Annotated in this window: 16 protein-coding genes; 4 read left to right on the forward strand and 12 right to left on the reverse strand. The window is 55.9% G+C overall.

Annotated features, from left to right (window positions below; genetic code table 11):
• Window positions 1–72: 72 nt before the first annotated feature.
• Window positions 73–2778 carry a M14 family zinc carboxypeptidase gene (locus QK300_RS04855; RefSeq protein WP_281300520.1) on the forward strand — a complete coding sequence of 902 codons (2706 nt, stop codon included), beginning with the start codon at window positions 73–75 and terminating at the stop codon, window positions 2776–2778.
• Window positions 2779–2828: 50 nt separating this feature from the next.
• Here QK300_RS04855 and QK300_RS04860 read toward each other — a convergent pair whose 3' ends face one another.
• The 11 genes from QK300_RS04860 to secA all read right to left on the reverse strand — a co-directional run bounded on the left by QK300_RS04860 (window position 2829) and on the right by secA (window position 15314).
• Window positions 2829–2951: a hypothetical protein gene (locus QK300_RS04860; protein ID WP_281300519.1), complete on the reverse strand. Its 123-nt coding sequence runs from the start codon at window positions 2949–2951 to the stop codon at window positions 2829–2831.
• A gap of 186 nt (window positions 2952–3137) precedes the next feature.
• A complete protein-coding gene (locus QK300_RS04865) occupies window positions 3138–3677 on the reverse strand; it encodes an AAA family ATPase (RefSeq protein WP_042088086.1) in 540 nt (179 codons plus the stop codon).
• Entirely contained in the window at window positions 3674–5212 is a 1539-nt protein-coding gene (locus QK300_RS04870; RefSeq protein ID WP_281300518.1) for a GNAT family N-acetyltransferase, read from the reverse strand. Before QK300_RS04870 ends, QK300_RS04865 begins: the two co-directional genes overlap by 4 nt.
• Window positions 5187–5981, reverse strand: a complete 795-nt coding sequence (locus QK300_RS04875) for a helix-turn-helix domain-containing protein (protein ID WP_281300517.1) — start codon at window positions 5979–5981, stop codon at window positions 5187–5189. Before QK300_RS04875 ends, QK300_RS04870 begins: the two co-directional genes overlap by 26 nt.
• A 345-nt stretch (window positions 5982–6326) precedes the next feature.
• Window positions 6327–7154: a ferritin-like domain-containing protein gene (locus QK300_RS04880; RefSeq protein WP_281300516.1), complete on the reverse strand. Its 828-nt coding sequence runs from the start codon at window positions 7152–7154 to the stop codon at window positions 6327–6329.
• Between the two features lie 216 nt (window positions 7155–7370).
• Window positions 7371–7778, reverse strand: a complete 408-nt coding sequence (atpC, locus tag QK300_RS04885; protein ID WP_281300515.1) for an ATP synthase F1 subunit epsilon — start codon at window positions 7776–7778, stop codon at window positions 7371–7373.
• A gap of 44 nt (window positions 7779–7822) precedes the next feature.
• Complete coding sequence (gene atpD / locus QK300_RS04890; protein WP_281300514.1) at window positions 7823–9250, reverse strand: F0F1 ATP synthase subunit beta; 1428 nt, start codon at window positions 9248–9250, stop codon at window positions 7823–7825.
• A 46-nt stretch (window positions 9251–9296) separates the two neighbouring features.
• Window positions 9297–10190, reverse strand: a complete 894-nt coding sequence (locus tag QK300_RS04895) for a F0F1 ATP synthase subunit gamma (RefSeq protein ID WP_281300513.1) — start codon at window positions 10188–10190, stop codon at window positions 9297–9299.
• Window positions 10191–10249: 59 nt separating this feature from the next.
• Window positions 10250–11779 carry a F0F1 ATP synthase subunit alpha gene (atpA, locus tag QK300_RS04900; protein WP_348651826.1) on the reverse strand — a complete coding sequence of 510 codons (1530 nt, stop codon included), beginning with the start codon at window positions 11777–11779 and terminating at the stop codon, window positions 10250–10252.
• 2 nt (window positions 11780–11781) lie between these two features.
• Window positions 11782–12339 (reverse strand): F0F1 ATP synthase subunit delta, encoded by a 558-nt coding sequence (locus tag QK300_RS04905; protein ID WP_281300511.1) that lies wholly within the window; start codon window positions 12337–12339, stop codon window positions 11782–11784.
• A gap of 239 nt (window positions 12340–12578) precedes the next feature.
• Window positions 12579–15314, reverse strand: coding sequence for a preprotein translocase subunit SecA (gene secA / locus QK300_RS04910; RefSeq protein ID WP_281300510.1), 2736 nt, complete (start codon window positions 15312–15314; stop codon window positions 12579–12581).
• A gap of 398 nt (window positions 15315–15712) precedes the next feature.
• Between secA and argJ the strand changes: the two genes are divergently transcribed.
• A complete protein-coding gene (gene argJ, locus QK300_RS04915; RefSeq protein ID WP_281300509.1) occupies window positions 15713–16951 on the forward strand; it encodes a bifunctional glutamate N-acetyltransferase/amino-acid acetyltransferase ArgJ in 1239 nt (412 codons plus the stop codon).
• Window positions 16952–17298: 347 nt separating this feature from the next.
• Complete coding sequence (locus tag QK300_RS04920) at window positions 17299–17511, forward strand: hypothetical protein (protein WP_281300508.1); 213 nt, start codon at window positions 17299–17301, stop codon at window positions 17509–17511.
• 34 nt (window positions 17512–17545) lie between these two features.
• Here the strand turns inward: QK300_RS04920 and QK300_RS04925 are convergent, their stop codons facing one another.
• A complete protein-coding gene (locus tag QK300_RS04925) occupies window positions 17546–17764 on the reverse strand; it encodes a Flp family type IVb pilin (RefSeq protein ID WP_281300507.1) in 219 nt (72 codons plus the stop codon).
• A gap of 157 nt (window positions 17765–17921) precedes the next feature.
• Between QK300_RS04925 and QK300_RS04930 the strand changes: the two genes are divergently transcribed.
• Window positions 17922–18320 (forward strand): (deoxy)nucleoside triphosphate pyrophosphohydrolase, encoded by a 399-nt coding sequence (locus tag QK300_RS04930; protein WP_348651827.1) that lies wholly within the window; start codon window positions 17922–17924, stop codon window positions 18318–18320.
• Window positions 18321–18385: the final 65 nt, after the last annotated feature.

The following is an 18385-nucleotide window of genomic DNA, read 5'->3' on the forward strand; positions in this document are numbered from 1 at the left end:
CACTTGGCAAGAGGTGGGGGCGGTGTTTAGGATGGGGCCCATCGGGATTTAAAAAAGAACGGACCGCCCCATATGCGCCTTTTCCCCAGCCTCGCCCTCTCGGCTCAGCGCCTTTTCATCCTGTTGAGCCTGATCATCATGGGGGTGCAAGCCGGCCCCGCTCTTTTCCTCGCAAGCCCTGCCAAGGCCGAACCCATGGCCTATTTCGCCCCCGAGGGTGCGCGCTATGATCCGGCGATCCCCACTTGGGAAGCCTTTTCAGGTTATGAATTGGGCACACAGCCGGTGCGCCATGATCAGATGGTCGCCTATCTGCGCCGGGTGGCAGACCTTTCGGATCGCATCAACATTGATACCATCGGCCACAGCCATGAAGGGCGGCCCATCGAATTTCTGGTGATCACCTCGCCCTCCAATCATCAGCGCCTTCCCGCCCTTCGCTCTGCCCATGTGGCGCTGAGCACCAGCCCCGATAGTGCCACAGTCAGCCCCGAAATGCCGGTGGTGACATGGCTGAACTATGGGGTGCATGGGGCCGAAGCCTCGGGCATGGATGCCGCCATTCCGGTGGTGTATCATCTGGCCGCCGCGCAGGATGAGGAAACAGGACAAAGCCTTGAAGGCAGCATCATCCTGATCACCGCCATCTTCAATCCCGATGGCCATTCCCGCCGCATTGATCATGTTTATAAATATGGTTCGGTGGTGCCGGTCACCGATCCTGCCCATGCTGCTCATGATTTATGGGTGGATGCGCGCACCAATCATTACTGGTTTGATCTCAATCGCCAATGGTTGTTGCAAACCCAGCCCGAATCAAAGGCCTGGCTCGCCAAATGGCATGAGTGGAAGCCCAATGTCACGGTCGATTATCATGAGATGGGTTCCAATTCGACCTATTATTTCCACCCCGGCGAGCCGCAACGCAAAAACCCCCTGATCCCGGATCGATCCCGCGATCTTCTGAAACAAATGGCCGGCTATCATGCCAAAAGCCTTGATCAGGATGGCACCCTTTATTTCACCGAAGAAGGCTTTGATAATTACTATATCGGCAAGGGATCAACCTATCCCCATATCAATGGATCGATCGGCATTTTGTTCGAGGCCGGGGCCGCCCGTGGCGGCGTGATCGAGACCCCCAATGGCCTGCGCACCCATGGCGAAAATATCCGCAAGCATTTCCGCACATCGCTTTCATCGATCCGGGGCGCGCTGGGGCTGAAGCCCGATCTGCTGGCCTATCAGGCGCAATTTCATCAAGATGCCATGGCGAAAGCCAAGGATGATCCCATCAAAGGCTGGGTTTACAGCTCCCCCGATCAGGCCCGGATGCGGCTTTTCACCGATCTTTTGGCGCGCCATCAGATCAAAAGCCATGAACTGGCCCGCACCATCACCATCGATAATATTCCTTATCGCGCCGGTGAAGCGGTGATCGTGCCCATGGCGCAAACCCAATATCACATGATCAAGGGCATTTTCGAGCGGGTGCGCCGCTTTGAGGAAGCCGTTTTCTATGATGTTTCGGGCTGGACCCTGCCCTTGGCCTATGATCTTGATCATGCCTCCCTTGATCGAAAAGATTGGCGCGATGATCTGATGGGCGCCCCCGCCCCCACCCCCTCCATGGCGAAGGCCGAAAGCGCCCCGGTGCCGGATCGTGCCCCTTATGGCTATGGTTTTGAATGGACCGATCATTATGCCCCCAAGGCGCTTTATCGTCTGCTCGATGCCGGGCTTCGGGTGCGGGGTGCTGTTGAGCCCTTCAGCGCCATCACCACCAAGGGCATCGTCGATTTCCCGCGCGGCAGCCTGTTTGTGCCGCTGGCGGGCCAGGATCACGGGGCGGATGCTATCCATCGCCTCGTGGCATCGGTGGCGGCGGATGAGGGCATCGCGGTTCATGCCATAAGCTCAGGCCTCACCCCCACGGTGGGGGCCGATCTGGGGGGTCGCAATTCTTTTGAAAGCCTAGAAAAGCCCAAGGTGCTTTTGCTTTTCGATGCGGGCATCAGCAAATATGAAGCCGGTGAAGCCTGGTTCCTGCTCGATCATGAAATGCATATCCCGGTCACCTTGCGGGCGAAGGATGATCTGCGCGGCCTTGATTGGTCGGTCTATAGCCATATCATTCTGCCCGGCGGCAACGCCGCTTTGGATGAACGCAGCACCCAGCGTTTGGGCCAATGGATCAGCGAAGAGGGTGGCACCCTGATCGCTCTGCGCCAAGGCGCCCTGTGGGCCCAGAAAAGCTTTTTGACCGCCGCCGACACATCAACCAAGGACCAATCGAAAGAGGGGAAAACGGGGGGTGCCAAGGCGGAAGAGGCTGGCCCCAAGCGCCTTGATTATGCCGATTTCCCGGTGGCCGAGGCGAAAGATGTGATCGGCGGGGCGATTTTTGGCAGCGATCTCGATATCACCCATCCCATGGCCTTTGGCTATTCTGATCGGCTGATCCCCAGCCATCGCAATATCACCCGCACCCTTGCGGTGCCCGCTAATCCCTATGCCCAGATCGCCCGCTATCTGGAAACACAGCCGCTGCTCTCAGGCTATGCCTCAGACCGCCGGATCAAGGACATCGCAGGCACCCCGATGATGCTGGCTGAACGGAAGGGCGCGGGCAGCGTCATCGCCATTGCCGATGCCGTCAATTTCCGGGGAATTTTTCTGGGTACCAGCAAGCTTTTCCTGAATGGACTGTTCTGGTCGAAAGCCTTCCAATCACCCCGCAACCCCGATGAGATGGCCGAAAACAGCGATAGCCACTGAAGGCGCCAAAGCTGAAGGCAGCGGCTTTGGTCGTGGTACAGGCTGGATGATCAGGCGGTGCGGGCGAGCTTGTCGCGCCGCCATTTCACGAAATGCCACCCCGCCCCGGCCACCAGATCGGCCAGAAAACCATGATGACAGTCGGTGAAGCCGATGGTTGTCTTGACGGTCATACTCGCCCAAGAGTATGTATAAGTCATATAAACGAAGGCTTATAGAATCTTAGGCTTGTCAGGGAAGGCAGAAAGTCATTTTCCGCCACTTAAGACGATTTTTTGAAAGTGCTGCAAAGGCGGTCTTTTCTGCCCCACAGATTGTTCTCCCTGTTAGAGAATGGCAAGGCCTCAGAGTTGTATAGATTATTCGGCGATGAGAAGGCTGGCCAACTGATCAATATCCTTGTGCGTGACTATAAAGAAGGGGACATCTATTATGTCAGCGATGGCTTGGGCGTGAGCACGAGAAATCACTTGGTGCTGTTTAAGAACATTCGATGGATAAGTCGGACGAGACCGTGATGTATCCGCTCCACGATTGGCAGCAATACGTTCCGGCTCGGATTCCAGATGTACCATGAATGAAACTCCAAGCGCCCTGAAAATCTCGCTCGAAATTTTCGTCAGCCCTTTTCCATCGTCAATGACAACGTGTCCGTCAATCACAACCAAGTTCGAGTTTGGATCGCGTGTAAGAATGAAACCTTCGATCAAAAGGCGCTGGTTATCATCAAGGTCAGAATAGCGAATGGCATCTCTGCCTTCTGATGGAACCTGCCGAGCTGCGGCAATAAGGCTGCCGCCAGTAAGGTGCTGGAAATCAACTAGCTTTGCTAGCCGGCACAAGAAGGTAGTCTTTCCCACGCCAGAAATACCTGTGAACGCAACGATCCGCTGGTTCATACTTCGAACTTTAGATTTGCACGCTTTACCAGACTTGCCGTCAGCGTTTGGTTTAGTCTGTAGATAGACTGCTGAGGGTGGCCATTGATGACACCCATGCTTCGCAACTCTTGAAGCGACACCGCCGGCTCGATATATGAAATCAGCAGGAAGTTGATAACCTTGACGGGATCATCGGGCGTTGCCTTCCACTTCTTCAGCTGCTCCTCACTATAGACGGACCGACCGCCTGTCAGTTGCATGAGCTTTTTGGTCGATCCGGCCGGCGTCACACTTTCCAGAATGCCAAGAGCGGTAATGGCCTGCGATGGGGGATTCCGCGAAGTACTTTTGTAAAAAAATAGAAGTGATCCTGCAGGCCCAAGCTTCGATTTGGAACGACAGAGATACACCTTTCGGATCGTGTTGCCAGGCCTTGTAATCGTCTCGGCGCGGGACGCACCAGCAAAAAGGTCCGGCTGAAGTGGGCTATAAAGGTCCGGGAAGAGCGTATCGTGATATGCCTCCCTGATCGGAATGCCGAAGCCGGGTGTATTGTCGTGAAATACAAAGCGTGGATAGTGCTCCCGTGCCAGATCGAAGTCGCTTTTGTCATCTTGTGGTGTAAGAACCACGGCGGAGAAATCTCGCTCATAGATGTATTCGCCGTTGGCGTTCTGACCCGAATTCCGAAACCCATAATATTCCAGCAACTGCATCAAAGCGACATGTTCTTCATATGTCGTCAGATACGCTAGATCGTATTTGTTGGTTTGAGCATACCAAAGAACCTGTTTCAGAAGCAACTCTCCGAGCTTCACCCCCCGGCTTTCCGACGCTACCTTGAAGGTGCAGATTTTGAGAATTTTATTGGCTTTCGTGACCGCATCAGTATCCAATGCATCTTCGTCTTTGCGAACGATCAGTCCCACCAACTGGTCGTTATCATAAACCACCCAGCATGATCGGTGCTGCTTCACGCACTTTTCTCGCCACCAGTTATCGAATTCCGGATAGCCCTTTCGAAGGCTGTCAAAAAATGTGTCCGATCTGTCGATCTCATGTGCTGCTGCCTCGCCAACGTGGCGGATCGGCACTTGCTTCGGCTCATAGGTCTGAACGAGCAATTCCTCGGCGTCGCTGACAAACAGGACGCGCCGCGCAAGGTCAGGCGAACGTTTCTGGGCGCGCTGATGAAGCCCTTTGTCCTGTGTGACAAGAAAGTCTGCAGCGCCTTTCTCAAGCGAATCAAGAAGGGTCGCATCTACAACATCGTTCGGCTTCTTTAGCTGTCCGAAGGCCTCTTCGAGATCGAGCCGTTTCAAGCCGCGCTGCTTCTTCAGAAGCTGATACTTTTGGATCTTGCTGAGGGAAATTTCACGGCGCCTCGCATCCGTATCATGGGCGATGTCGTCCATCGCAGCCTCATGAACGTAAACGCCTACCTTATGGGTCGCCGCTAGTGCGAGCAATCGAGCATAAGCTGCTTTAACTGTGTGATTGTCTTCGAGCTCAATCAGGATATTCGTATCAATGAGATACGCTTGATGGCTCATCTTGAAGTGCCCTTCTCAGATCATGCTTGGCGTAAAGAAAAGACTGTGGCGGCTCAAAGCCAAATTTCTCTCGAAGCTCGTGAAGCGGTAGCGGACGGGTGAATGATTTCACATCATCAAATACAAGCGCGTAGCCATAATCCAATCCTTCAAAATACTTGTCGAATAACGGCCGCTCGATAAAGGCCTTACTTTCAAATTTATTCCAGATTTGCTCGACTGGAAGCTTTAAGACATCACGGATCGAAGCGGTGCCGACCATCGCCTTAACTGGCGAGCTTGAATAAATATAGGCTAAGGCACCATGCGGAGCTGCAACAGGAAAACGGCGGCGCAATTCTACCGTCTTCTCACCTGTGAGGATTTTCTCGGAATAGACCGGCTTGATAGACAACACCACGTCGCGTTGGGGTTTGAATGGCTCGTCTGCAAGAATTGGAAGTATGAGTTGGTCATCGTGCCCTGGCTCGATGTCGAAAGGCACACTCTGCAGCCGAGCTGCAATCGGGGTATCGACTGGAAAATGCGCGTTCAGACGCAGCGAAGCACCAAGGGCTTTGACATAACGTTCCACGGTGCTGAGATATATTTCACCGCCGTTCTCAATCTTGGAGATCGAGGCTTGCTGAACGTCCATGCTCGCAGCAACATGCCCTTGCGTGAGGCCAGCCAGAATGCGCAGCTTCTTCAATTCGGCACCGATCCGCGCTGTGCCTAGCCCATCCTCTATGGCCTGAGCTTCGATAATTTTTCCGGTAAGCTTGCCCATTGGATGAACCTTCATTTCTTGTTTTTGTAAGCCGGACTGGTATTCCAAGCAAGAAATATCGCGGGGTTACACATCTCGTACAGGCTCAAGGTTCAGCAATCTTATTTCTTCCATCGGGGACAAAATAGATGGAAAGATTGGAAGGATCAAAAAGTGGAAAATTAAAACTCATGCATTTGCTAGCTCTACGTGCAACTTATTATAATGAACCACAGCAAGGTTCCAACCCCCCTCGGTGAATTCGGGCGGGGTGGTCTGCTGTCCGTAGTCGTTTGCGAGATAAGCTTTAGGAGCTTTTGCCAATTCCACCCCACCTCACCCCCGGGCAGTGACTCCACTGGGTGATCAGGCGGTGCGGGCGAGCTTATCGCGCCGCCATTTCACGAAATGCCATCCTGCCCCGGCCACCAGATCGGCCAGGCGGCCATTGGCATTGAAATCCGCCGCCCGCAAGATCATCCGTGCCGCATTATCGATATGCTGGCGCTGATAAAGGGCCATGGCACTGCGCCAATAGGCCGTGGCATTGGCCTTGGTATCATACACCGCTTTGGGATCATGGGGCAGAATATTGGCGGCATACCACGCATAGGCCAGTTCATCATCTTCGGCTTCCTGCACCCGGCCCAGCGCCACTTTCAGGCGCTCCATGAAGCTCAGGCGGTCGCCCGATTTATAGCGCCCCAAATGCTTTTGAAATAAACGATAGTGAAAAAACTCATCGATGGCGATGCGCCGGCACACCTCTTTCAAAACCGGCTCGCTGGTGGCATCGCGGATCGCCGAATAAAAGGACGATGTGCCCGATTCCACCACACAGCGGGCGATCAATTCCCCCGCCCGGCTGCCGCGCACCGATGCGCTGGCATCAAGGGGCAGGCCATAGCCTTCGCGAAAAAGGGCTAGGCTTTGTGCAAAGGAAAAAGCGGGATCGGCGATTTCCGCCCATCGCCCCAAAGCCGCCCCATGCTGGGCTTCTTCGTCGCCCCACTGCCGGGCGGCGGCTTGAAAATCTGCATCATCGGGAAAAACACGGCATAAATAGGTGACATAATCGGCCGAATTCGCCTCGACCAATGACGCTGCCTTGACCACCGCCAGCAAATCATCCGATACGGCATCGGGATCAAAGCCCGACCAATCGATGCTATCCAATGTCCAATGCTGTGCCATGCGTTTCTTTCACCTGTCGCCCATTCTCATTTGATGCCCATCATAGAATTCGGGCCTGCGGGGCAGCCTTGTCATCAAAGCGCCATAGCGCCTTCACAAAAAAACGAATGCATAGCTTATCATGTTCCCGATAAAAAGAAAAAGCCATGCCAAGGCATGACTTTATCAGGATGATCTTTGATGGGAAGTGACCCCGCCACCCAGGGCAAAAGCCCCTTAATGCTTAAGGATTTCCTGCAGCGGCTTCATCCAGGCCAGCCGCTTTTCCGCGCGCTCCAGCTCTAAAGCATCTTTGGCGAGGCTGAGATCTTCCATGCTGTTTTTGATATCCTGCTCAAGCTGCGCCCGATCAATGCTTTCGGGATCGATGGTATCTTCAGCCAAAACCACCAGCCCTTCGCTGTTCACTTCCACAAAGCCGCCCTTGAGGAAAAAAACCTGCGGCGGCTTTTGTTCGTCTTCATAAACAGAAATCAAACCGGGGCGCAGGGTTGACATCAAGGGCGCATGGCCGGGCAGCACGCCAAATTCGCCTTCCGATCCGGGAACGATCACATGCGCCACCTGCAGATCAAGCAACAGGCGTTCAGGACTCACCAGTTCAAAGCTCATCAGTTCAGCCATGATGGCAAACTCCATTCTCTGCTTTTGGGCGCAGCAACAAAGGCTTAGGCCGCATCCGATGCCATTTTGCGGGCTTTCGCCTTGGCATCATCCAGCGTTCCAACCATATAGAATGCCGCTTCGGGCATATCGTCACATTCCCCGGCCACGATCGCCTTGAAGCCCTTGATGGTCTCTTCAAGCTGCACGAAAACCCCCGGAAAGCCGGTGAAGATTTCCGCCACATGAAAGGGCTGCGATAAGAAGCGTTGGATTTTCCGGGCCCGGGCCACGGTCAGCTTGTCTTCTTCCGAAAGCTCATCCATGCCCAGAATGGCGATGATGTCCTGCAGGGATTTATAATTTTGCAAAACCCGCTGCACATCGCGGGTCACCTGATAATGCTCATCACCAATGATCCGGGGATCGAGCATCTGCGATGTGGAATCAAGGGGATCCACCGCCGGATAGATGCCCAATTCAGCAATAGCGCGGTTCAGAACCGTGGTGGCATCCAAATGGGCAAAGGATGTGGCGGGGGCCGGATCGGTCAAATCATCGGCGGGCACATAAATCGCCTGCACCGAGGTGATCGACCCCTTATGCGTCGAGGTGATGCGTTCCTGAAGCTGCCCCATATCGGTGGCAAGAGTGGGCTGATAGCCCACCGCCGAAGGAATGCGGCCCAAAAGGGCGGAGACTTCGGAACCCGCCTGCGTGAAGCGGAAAATATTATCGACGAAGAACAGCACATCCTGGCCTTCTTCATCGCGGAAATATTCGGCCTGGGTCAGCCCGGTCAGAGCCACCCGTGCGCGCGCGCCCGGCGGTTCATTCATCTGGCCATAAACCAGCGCGGCTTTGGAGTCGCCTTCCAGATTGATAACCCCGGAGTCGATCATTTCATGATACAGATCATTGCCTTCGCGGGTCCGCTCACCCACCCCGGCAAAAACTGAATAGCCGCCATGGCCCTTGGCGATATTGTTGATCAATTCCATGATCAGCACGGTTTTCCCCACGCCCGCGCCGCCAAACAGGCCGATCTTGCCGCCCTTGGCATAAGGGGCGAGGAGATCCACCACCTTGATCCCGGTGACGAGAATTTCCTGCTCGGTGGATTGTTCGGCAAAGCTTGGTGCTTCGCGGTGAATGGGCAGGCGCATTTTGGTGTTCACCGGGCCGCGCTCATCCACGGGCTCGCCAATCACATTCATGATCCGGCCCAGAGTTTCCGGCCCCACCGGCACCATGATCGGCTCGCCGGTATTGGTCACTTCCTGACCCCGCACGAGGCCATCGGTGCCATCCATGGCAATGGTGCGCACGGTATTTTCACCCAGATGCTGCGCCACTTCCAGCACCAGCCGGGTGCCATGATTATCGGCTTCCAGCGCCGATAGAATGGCCGGCAGATCACCGTCGAACTTCACGTCCACCACGGGGCCGATGACCGATACGATCCGGCCCGTACTGCTGGTAGTTTTTGCCATCTTTTCTCTCTCCTCGCGGTCCCGCAACGAATTGCCAACGCGTCTGTCAGAGCGCCTCTGCGCCCGAAATGATTTCGATCAGTTCTTTGGTGATCACAGCCTGACGGGTGCGATTATATTCAATCGTCAAACGGTCGATCAAATCCCCGGCATTGCGCGAAGCGGCATCCATCGCCGTCATGCGGGCGCCTTGTTCCGAGGCGGCATTTTCCAGCAAAGCACGATAGACCTGCACCGAAACATTGCGCGGCAACAAATCTTCTAAAATCGCTTCTTCGCTCGGCTCATATTCATAAACCGCATCGCCCCCGGCCTTCAGATCACCCGCCCCGTTTTCAACGGTGGGCAAGGGCACAGGGATCAATTGCTGTTCGGTGGCGATCTGGGTCAGGGCCGATTGGAAACGGGCATAAAACATGATGGCGACATCAAATTCACCTTCATCAAACATCACCCGCACCCGTTCGGCAATCGCCGCCGCATCGGCAAATCCCACGGATCGCATCCCCGACATATCGATCACATCGATGATCCGAGAGCCATAAAACCGCCGAAGCTGCGCCCGCCCCTTGCGACCAACGCACAGGATTTTGACATCCTTACCGTCTGCTAAAAGGCTATCGATCCGGCGCTTGGCGGCCCGCACGATATTGGTATTAAAGCCGCCGCACAGGCCCCGTTCCGATGTGGCCACCACAACGAGCCAGGTGTGATCCGAGCCGCTGCCCACCAGCAAGGGCGAAGAGCCGGGCTGGCCGATCACCGATTGCCCAAGCGCCGCCATCACCTTATCCATGCGCTGGGCATAGGGCCGGGCCTGTTCAGCGGCATTCTGGGCGCGCTTGAGCTTTGATGCCGCGACCATCTTCATCGCCTTGGTGATCTTTTGTGTCGATTTCACACTGGCGATGCGATTTCTAAGGTCTTTGAGACTGGCCATTGCTGTCCCCTAACGGGTGCTTGTTTCAAGCAGAAAAACGGGCGAAATCATCGGGTGGCTCATGCAAATTTGCTGGCAAAGGTGCCGAGCACGGATTTCAGCTCTGTCTCGATCTCATCATTGAGCGCCTGTTTGGTGCGGATTTTTTCCAGAAGATCGCCATGTTTGGAGCGAATCTGCGACAGGAGTTCTTCTTCAAAGCGCGACACCGCATCGGGGGCCACATCATCGAGAAAGCCGCGTGTGCCCGCATAGATCGAGACCACCTGCTCTTCCACCGTCATCGGTGAATATTGCTTTTGCTTGAGCAATTCGGTGAGACGACGGCCGCGATTGAGCAGCTTTTGAGTGGATTTATCGAGATCCGAGCCAAATTGGGCGAAGGCTTCCATTTCACGATATTGCGCCAGTTCCAGCTTCATCGAGCCGGCCACCTGCTTCATCGCCTTCACCTGTGCGGCCGACCCCACGCGGCTGACCGAAAGGCCGACATTGATGGCCGGGCGGATGCCGCGATAAAACAGATTGGTTTCGAGGAAGATCTGGCCATCGGTGATCGAGATCACATTGGTCGGAATATAGGCCGATACGTCACCGGCCTGGGTTTCCACGATGGGCAAAGCGGTCAGCGATCCGGCTCCATGATCATCATTGAGCTTGGCGGCGCGCTCCAAAAGGCGGCTATGAAGATAGAACACATCGCCCGGATAGGCTTCGCGGCCCGGCGGACGGCGGAGCAGGAGCGACATCTGGCGATAAGCCACGGCCTGTTTCGATAGATCGTCATAAACGATCACCGCATGCATGCCATTATCACGGAAGAACTCACCCATGGCGCAGCCGGTATAGGGGGCCAGAAATTGCAGGGGCGCGGGTTCCGATGCCGTTGCCGCCACCACGATGGAATACTCCATCGCGCCATTTTCTTCGAGGGTTTTGACGATCTGGGCGACGGTGGAGCGCTTTTGCCCAACGGCCACATAAACGCAATAAAGCTTTTTCGACTCATCATCCCCGGCATTGATGGGGCGCTGATTGAGGAAGGTATCGATGGCCACCGCCGTTTTGCCGGTCTGGCGGTCGCCGATGATCAGTTCCCGCTGGCCACGGCCCACAGGCACAAGGGCATCCACGGCTTTCAGCCCGGTTTGCATCGGCTCATGCACCGATTTGCGCGGGATGATGCCTGGCGCTTTCACCTCAACCCGGCGGCGTTCGCTTGATTCGATCGGGCCCTTGCCATCGATGGGATTGCCAAGGGCATCCACCACACGCCCCAACAAACCGCGCCCCACCGGCACATCCACAATCGTTCCGGTGCGCTTCACGGTGTCGCCTTCGGCAATGCCGCGATCCGATCCGAAAATCACGATCCCCACATTATCGGCCTCGAGATTGAGGGCCATGCCCTGCACACCACCGGGAAATTCAACCATTTCACCGGCCTGCACATTATCAAGGCCATGGACACGGGCGATGCCGTCCCCCACCGAAAGCACCTGACCCACTTCAGACACTTCGGCTTCAACACCAAAGCCTGCTATCTGGTCTTTGAGGACCTGCGAAATCTCTGCCGCACGGATGTCCATCATCAAATCCCTTTCATGGCGCGTTCAAGACTGTCGAGCTTGGTGGCGATCGAGCTATCGATCATGCGTGAGCCGATCCTGACGACGAGACCGCCGATCAGGCTTTCATCCACTGACGCATTGATCGCCACATCACGCCCGGCAATCGACTTCAATTGGGCTTCCAAAGCCGTCATTTGTGTTTTGGTCAGCGCTCTGGCCACGCGGACATCCGCCGTCACCTCACCCTTGTGATCGGCTTCCAGTGCGCTGAGATCGCGCAGCACCGCCAACAGGATGGAAAGACGACGATTGCGTGTCAAAACGCCGAGAAATTTTTTCATCAGAGCCGATAAATCAAGCCGGGTCGCCAAAGTTTCAACCACCGCGCCCTGCTGATTGCGGGTCAAAAGTGGGGACGCCGCCAAAGACAACAAACCCGGCTGTTCACCAAAAAAAGCCGTGAGATGCGCCCGATCACGGGCCAGCGCCTCCAACGAGGCGGACTCGCGGGCCAGCGCAAAAAGAGCCGTGGCATAACGGCCGGACAATCCTGATACGATCGCTTTTTCTGCGGGCAACGGTTTATTCCTCAAGTGGAAATCTTGATTATAAGGCTATGGATACACGATCTTTTGAAACAAAGCGAACCGGCGCACAAAGCGGCCATCACACAGATGTTCCTCAGTCGGGCGCGCACCCCTTAGCACACGGGATTTTGAGGTGCAAGCAAGGGACGGGCAATTCTTTCATTTCAGGCAAAAAACCCTCTGGCATTTCCGGCAAAAAATCCCGGTATCGCCGCCCCGGCATGCTGCGATCACAAAACGCCGTGACAATGCTTGTATTTCTTGCCCGAACCACAAGGGCATGGTGCATTGCGGGCCACCCGCCCCCAGCTTGCCGGATTATTGGGATCGGGCTGGGCCGCCGGCTGCCGCGCGGCAATCGTCCCGCCGGCATTCACCACCCGCCCGGCATGGCCGCCATCATCCACCAGATTGCGACCGGTATGGGGATCATCATGGCGGGTGTTCATCTGCTGGGGGGCCTGGGGTTCGGGCGGCGCTTCGGGGCGCTGCAATTCCACATGGCACAGCATCTGCGTTACCGATTCCCGCACATGGCCAAGCATCGCCTCGAACATGGAAAAGGCTTCGGTCTTATATTCATTGAGCGGATTGCGCTGGGCCAGAGCGCGCAAATTCACCGCCTGGCGCAGATAATCCAGATTGCCCAGATGATCTTTCCATTCCTGATCGATGATCTGCAAAAGCAGGCTTTTTTCCACCTGCCGCCAGACATTAGCCCCATAATGGGTGGCTTTTTGGGCCAGATGCCGTTCCAGCGCGGTTTCAAGGCGCTCGGTCATCTTGTCGCGATCAATGCCTTCTTCGCCCGCCCATTCGGCCAGCGGCAGATCAAGGGACAAAATCCGCCGCACATCCACATGCAGCCCTTCGATATTCCATTGTTCAGGGTAGGTTTTCGGCGGACAATGGCTTTCGATCAGATGGAAACAGGTATCTTCGCCCATGCCCTTGACGGTTTCCGCCACATCTTCGAGATCCATGATTTCCCGGCGCTGATCGAAAATGACCTTGCGCTGATCATTCATCACATCATCATATTTCAAGACATGCTTGCGCATCTCGAAATTGCGGGCTTCCACCTTTTCCTGCGCTTTTTCGATGGCCCGATTGAGCCAGGGATGGACAATCGCCTCGCCTTCCTCGATGCCGAGCTTTACCAGCATCGAATCCATGCGTTCCGGCCCGAAAATGCGCATCATGTCATCTTGCAAGGACAGATAGAATTTCGACCGGCCCGGATCGCCCTGCCGCCCCGACCGTCCGCGCAGCTGATTATCGATGCGCCGTGATTCGTGGCGTTCGGTGCCCATCACATAAAGGCCGCCCGCCTCCAGAACCCTCGCCTTTTCCGCCTCGATCTCGGCGGTGATGCGGCTGATCAGTTCGGCGCGCTTGCTTTCATCATCGAGGGCCGCCGTTTCATCATGAATGCGCATCTCAAGATTGCCACCCAATTGAATATCGGTACCCCGACCGGCCATATTGGTGGCAATGGTCACCGCGCCCAGGCGTCCGGCCTGCGCCACGATGCTGGCTTCCTGTTCATGATAGCGGGCATTCAGCACATTGTGCTTAATCTTGCCTTTCTTCAAAAGCGCCGCAAGCTGTTCTGATTTCTCGATGGAAACCGTCCCCACCAGCACCGGTTGGCCGCGCTTTTGGCAATCACGGATATCTTCGACAATGGCATGGTTTTTTTCATCGGCGGTGCGATAGAATTCATCATGATCATCGGCCCGACGTACCGGCTGATTGGTTGGAATCTCGATGACATCAAGCCCGTAAATCTCGGCAAATTCCGCCGCTTCCGTGGCCGCCGTGCCGGTCATCCCCGAAAGCTTGGGGTACATGCGGAAATAATTCTGGAAGGTGATCGAAGCCAAAGTCTGGTTTTCCGATTGAATCTCCACCCCTTCTTTTGCCTCGACCGCCTGATGCAGCCCGCCCGACCAGCGCCGACCGGGCATCATCCGTCCGGTAAATTCATCAATGATGACGACCTTGCCATCCTTTACGATATAATCGGTATCGGCCTCGAACATTTTCCGGGCGCGCAGGGCCTGATCCACATGATGGACGATGGTGGTATTTTCATAATCATAAAGATTATCGCCCTTTAAAAGCCCCTGATCGCGGAGAATCTCCTCGATATGCTCGGCGCCGGCTTCGGTGAGGGCGATGGTCTTGTTCTTTTCGTCTTTTTCATAATGCTGCTCTTCAAGACGGCGCACCAGCCGATCGATTTTCAGATAAAGATCGGATTTATCTTCCGTGGGCCCGGAAATGATCAGGGGCGTGCGGGCCTCATCGATCAGGATGGAATCAACCTCATCGACGATGGCGAAATTGAAGGGCCGCTGCACCATCTGATCGAGACGATATTTCATATTGTCGCGCAGATAATCAAAGCCGAATTCATTATTGGTGCCATAGGTGATATCGGCAGCATAGGCGACCCGGCGCTCCTGATCATCAAGGCCATTGACGATCACCCCCACGCTAAGGCCCAAACGGTCATAGACCTTTTTCATCCACTGGCTATCGCGCTGGGCCAGATAATCATTGACCGTAACGATATGCACGCCTTTGCCTTCGAGGGCATTGAGATAGGCGGCAAGGGTGGAGACCAGGGTTTTGCCTTCGCCGGTTTTCATTTCTGAAATATCGCCATTGTGCAAAACCATGCCGCCGACCATCTGCACATCGAAATGGCGCAGACCCAAGCCGCGCCGCGCCGCCTCGCGCACCGTGGCAAAGGCTTCGGGCAGAATCTGATCAAGGGTTTCGCCCTTGGCCAATCGCTCCCGGAAATCCGAAGTGCGCTGCATCAGCGCTTCATCCGTAAGGGCTTCAACCTCAGGCTCAAGGGCATTGATTGCCGCCACGCGGGCCATCAGCCCCTTGACGATCCGGTCATTGCGCGAGCCGAAAATCTTTTTGGCAAAAGCGCCGAAACCCATCATGTGCAACCCCTTGAAAGACGCAAATCATCATCGCTGTGCGCCATACTGTTATCGATCCTGCTCAGCTTTGGCCGGACCTGAACCCAAACCCATCTGCCAATCCGCCTTTTTTGCCGTTTTGAACAGCCTTGAAGATAGCTGCCCTGACCGGAAAAGCCATTGACGTTGACAGACAGTGCCTGTGGAAATAAGCGGGGCATCAGAGCCTGTCAACCAAGCCGCGCAAAAGCCCTGCCATGAAGGGGCTATTTGATCGCCTGATTTCGCCCTTTCAAAAGACCAAAGAAGGCTGATAAAAGCCTATATCCCGGCATGTGACAGCGGCGTGTGAGGGGCGGATTTTCGCCGCATCATCGCGCATCTTCCGGGGTCTTGTGCATGACTTTAAAGGATCATCGATGGCCGTTCTTGCCCGTTCGCCTTTGGCACCCGATCATTTTCCCGATCTGCCCCCCGTTCCGGGCATCGCTTTTGCGGTGGCTGAAACCGGTGCCCGCTATAAGGGGCGGGTCGATCTGCTGGCCATCCGCGCGGAAAAACCGATCCCGGCGGCCGGGGTTTTTACCCGCTCGCTCATGCCGTCGGCGGCGGTGGATTGGTGCAAGAGCGTGCTGCCCGATGGGGCGGGCCATCTGGCCGGGATTCTGGTGAATGCGGGCAATGCCAATGCCTTTACCGGCAAAGCCGGGGCGCTGTGCAATGAAACGCTGGCCCGTGCCTATGCCGCCCATCTTGGCTGCACCCCCGATGCCATTGCGCTGGCGTCCACCGGAGTGATTGGCGAACCCCTTGATCCAGCGCCTTTGCTGGCCGCTTTGCCGGGGCTGGCTTTCAACAGCGGTGATTGGGAACAGGCGGCCCGCGCCATTTCCACCACCGATACCTTTCCCAAAGGCGCTTCGGCCCGCGCCCGCATCGATGGGGATGAGGTGGTGATCACCGGCATTGCCAAGGGATCGGGGATGATCCAGCCCGATATGGCCACCATGCTGGGATTTATTTGCACCAATGCGGCCATTGCTCCCGATGCGCTGATCGATCTGCTGCGCGAAGCGGTTGGCCAAAGCTTCAATCGCATCACCGTTGATTCCGATACCTCGACCAGCGATAGCATCCTGATGCTGGCCAGCGGCTGTGGCGTGACCCACAGCCCCATCAGCCGCGCCGATGATCCCCGACTCGATGATTTCCGCCGCCAGTTGAAGGCCGTGCTCATCGATCTGGCGCATCAGGTGGTGCGTGATGGCGAAGGGGCGCAAAAATTCATCACCATCAAGGTTACGGGGGCAGAGAACGAGTTTGCCGCTCAGATCATCGGCTTTGCCATCGCCAATTCACCGCTCATCAAAACCGCCATTGCCGGCAGCGATCCCAATTGGGGGCGCATCATCATGGCGGTGGGAAAATCGGGGCAAAAGGCGGATCGGGACCGGCTTAAAATCTGGCTCGGCGATCAGCTTGTGGCCGAAGAAGGCGCCCGCCATCCCGATTATAGCGAAGCCGCCGCCGCCGGCCATATGCGCGGGCAAAATATCGCGATCCATGTGGATGTGGCGGTGGGCGAAGGCGCGGCCACGGTGTGGACCTGTGATCTCACCCATGGCTATATTTCGATCAATGCCGATTATCGGAGCTGAAGGGCGGCGACCCTCAAAGCCCTAGAGCGATTTCGAGCGGAGTGGGATCACGACGCGGCAAGGAAATCGCGTTCAAACAAATATTTAGAGCATTTGATCCGATCCACTTTGATCGGAAAATGCTCTAGTCTCATGGTCTGGCTATCATGTTTTAGGGGGAACTCTCTGCCGGGTGGTGCCGGGTGGATCGGCAGTCTTTGCCTTGCGGGTCGCCTTTTTGGCCCATGGATATGAGCCCGGCATCCCCAATCGGCCACTTTCAGGCGGATTTTCAGACCCATTCAAAACTGGCACGGCTTTTGAATGGAGAGCACCGACATGCTTATCTGTCTGGAGGTGAAACAATCATGACCAAGCCATCCGATGCCTATCTGATCTTGCTGCAACAAGTGGAATGCGCCCTTGATGAAGCGCTGTTAAGCGGTCGCGTGCCCAAAGAGCACAGCCAGCATGATGAACTGGAAGCCATGCGCCGCGAGGTCGCCGCCGTGCGCAAAGCCATGCTGGATCGCAATCAAGAGCAGGTGGCGCCCCCCAGAACGGCGCATGCCGGCCGCTGATTTTTCGCACGCGACAAAAGACGGAATCGGGGCTTCAGGGTGCCGTTTCATCCCCTCTGGCGTCCGCCTGCTCCACCGCGCCGGACAAGGCATTGAAATTATCAATGACCTCGCTGCCGAAAAGCGAGGCAACGGCCAGAATCACCAAAGACATCACCGCAAGAATCAGCCCATATTCAAGGATGGTGACGCCGCGCCTGTCATGAATGAGGCGGGCCAGAAAAACCTGCAAATCTGCAAAGTGCTGTGTCATGATGCCTAATCTGACAAGCAATCCTTGCCATGTCGTTAAACGAACAATTCGATGAAAATCAAAGACGTGAGAAGGGGCTGATATGGGATCGTCATCTGCGGCTGCGCCCGCATCATCCAAAAGCTGCCCCCCACGGCCGATTGATCTCAGCGGTCGCCTGCCGATCATTCAGGTGGTGGCCGGGGCGCTGATCGATGCCGATGGCCGGGTGCTCATCGCCCAAAGACCGGAAGGCAAGGCAATGGCCGGTTTGTGGGAATTTCCCGGGGGCAAGATCGAGGGGGGAGAAATCCCCGAAGCCGCCCTGGCGCGGGAGCTTTATGAGGAGCTGGGCATCGATGTGTGCCCATCGTGCATGTTGCCCTTCAGCTTCTCATCCCATTCCTATGCAGATTTTCATCTGCTGATGCCCTTGTTTCTGATCCGCAATTGGGATGGCCTGCCCCGACCCCTGGTGGCGCAGGATCTGAAATGGGTGCGGCCCCAGCGTTTGGGGGATTATCCCATGCCCGCCGCCGATCTGCCTTTGGTGGCCATGCTACAGGATCATCTGTGATCGCTGGCCCTGATTTTTCTTCTTTGTGGCCCCGGGCTTGATCCGGAGCATCGAATGAGATTGAG

Origin of the sequence: Iodidimonas sp. MBR-22, assembly GCF_029946565.1 — a bacterium.
Classification (GTDB): domain Bacteria; phylum Pseudomonadota; class Alphaproteobacteria; order Sphingomonadales; family Rhodothalassiaceae; genus Iodidimonas; species Iodidimonas nitroreducens.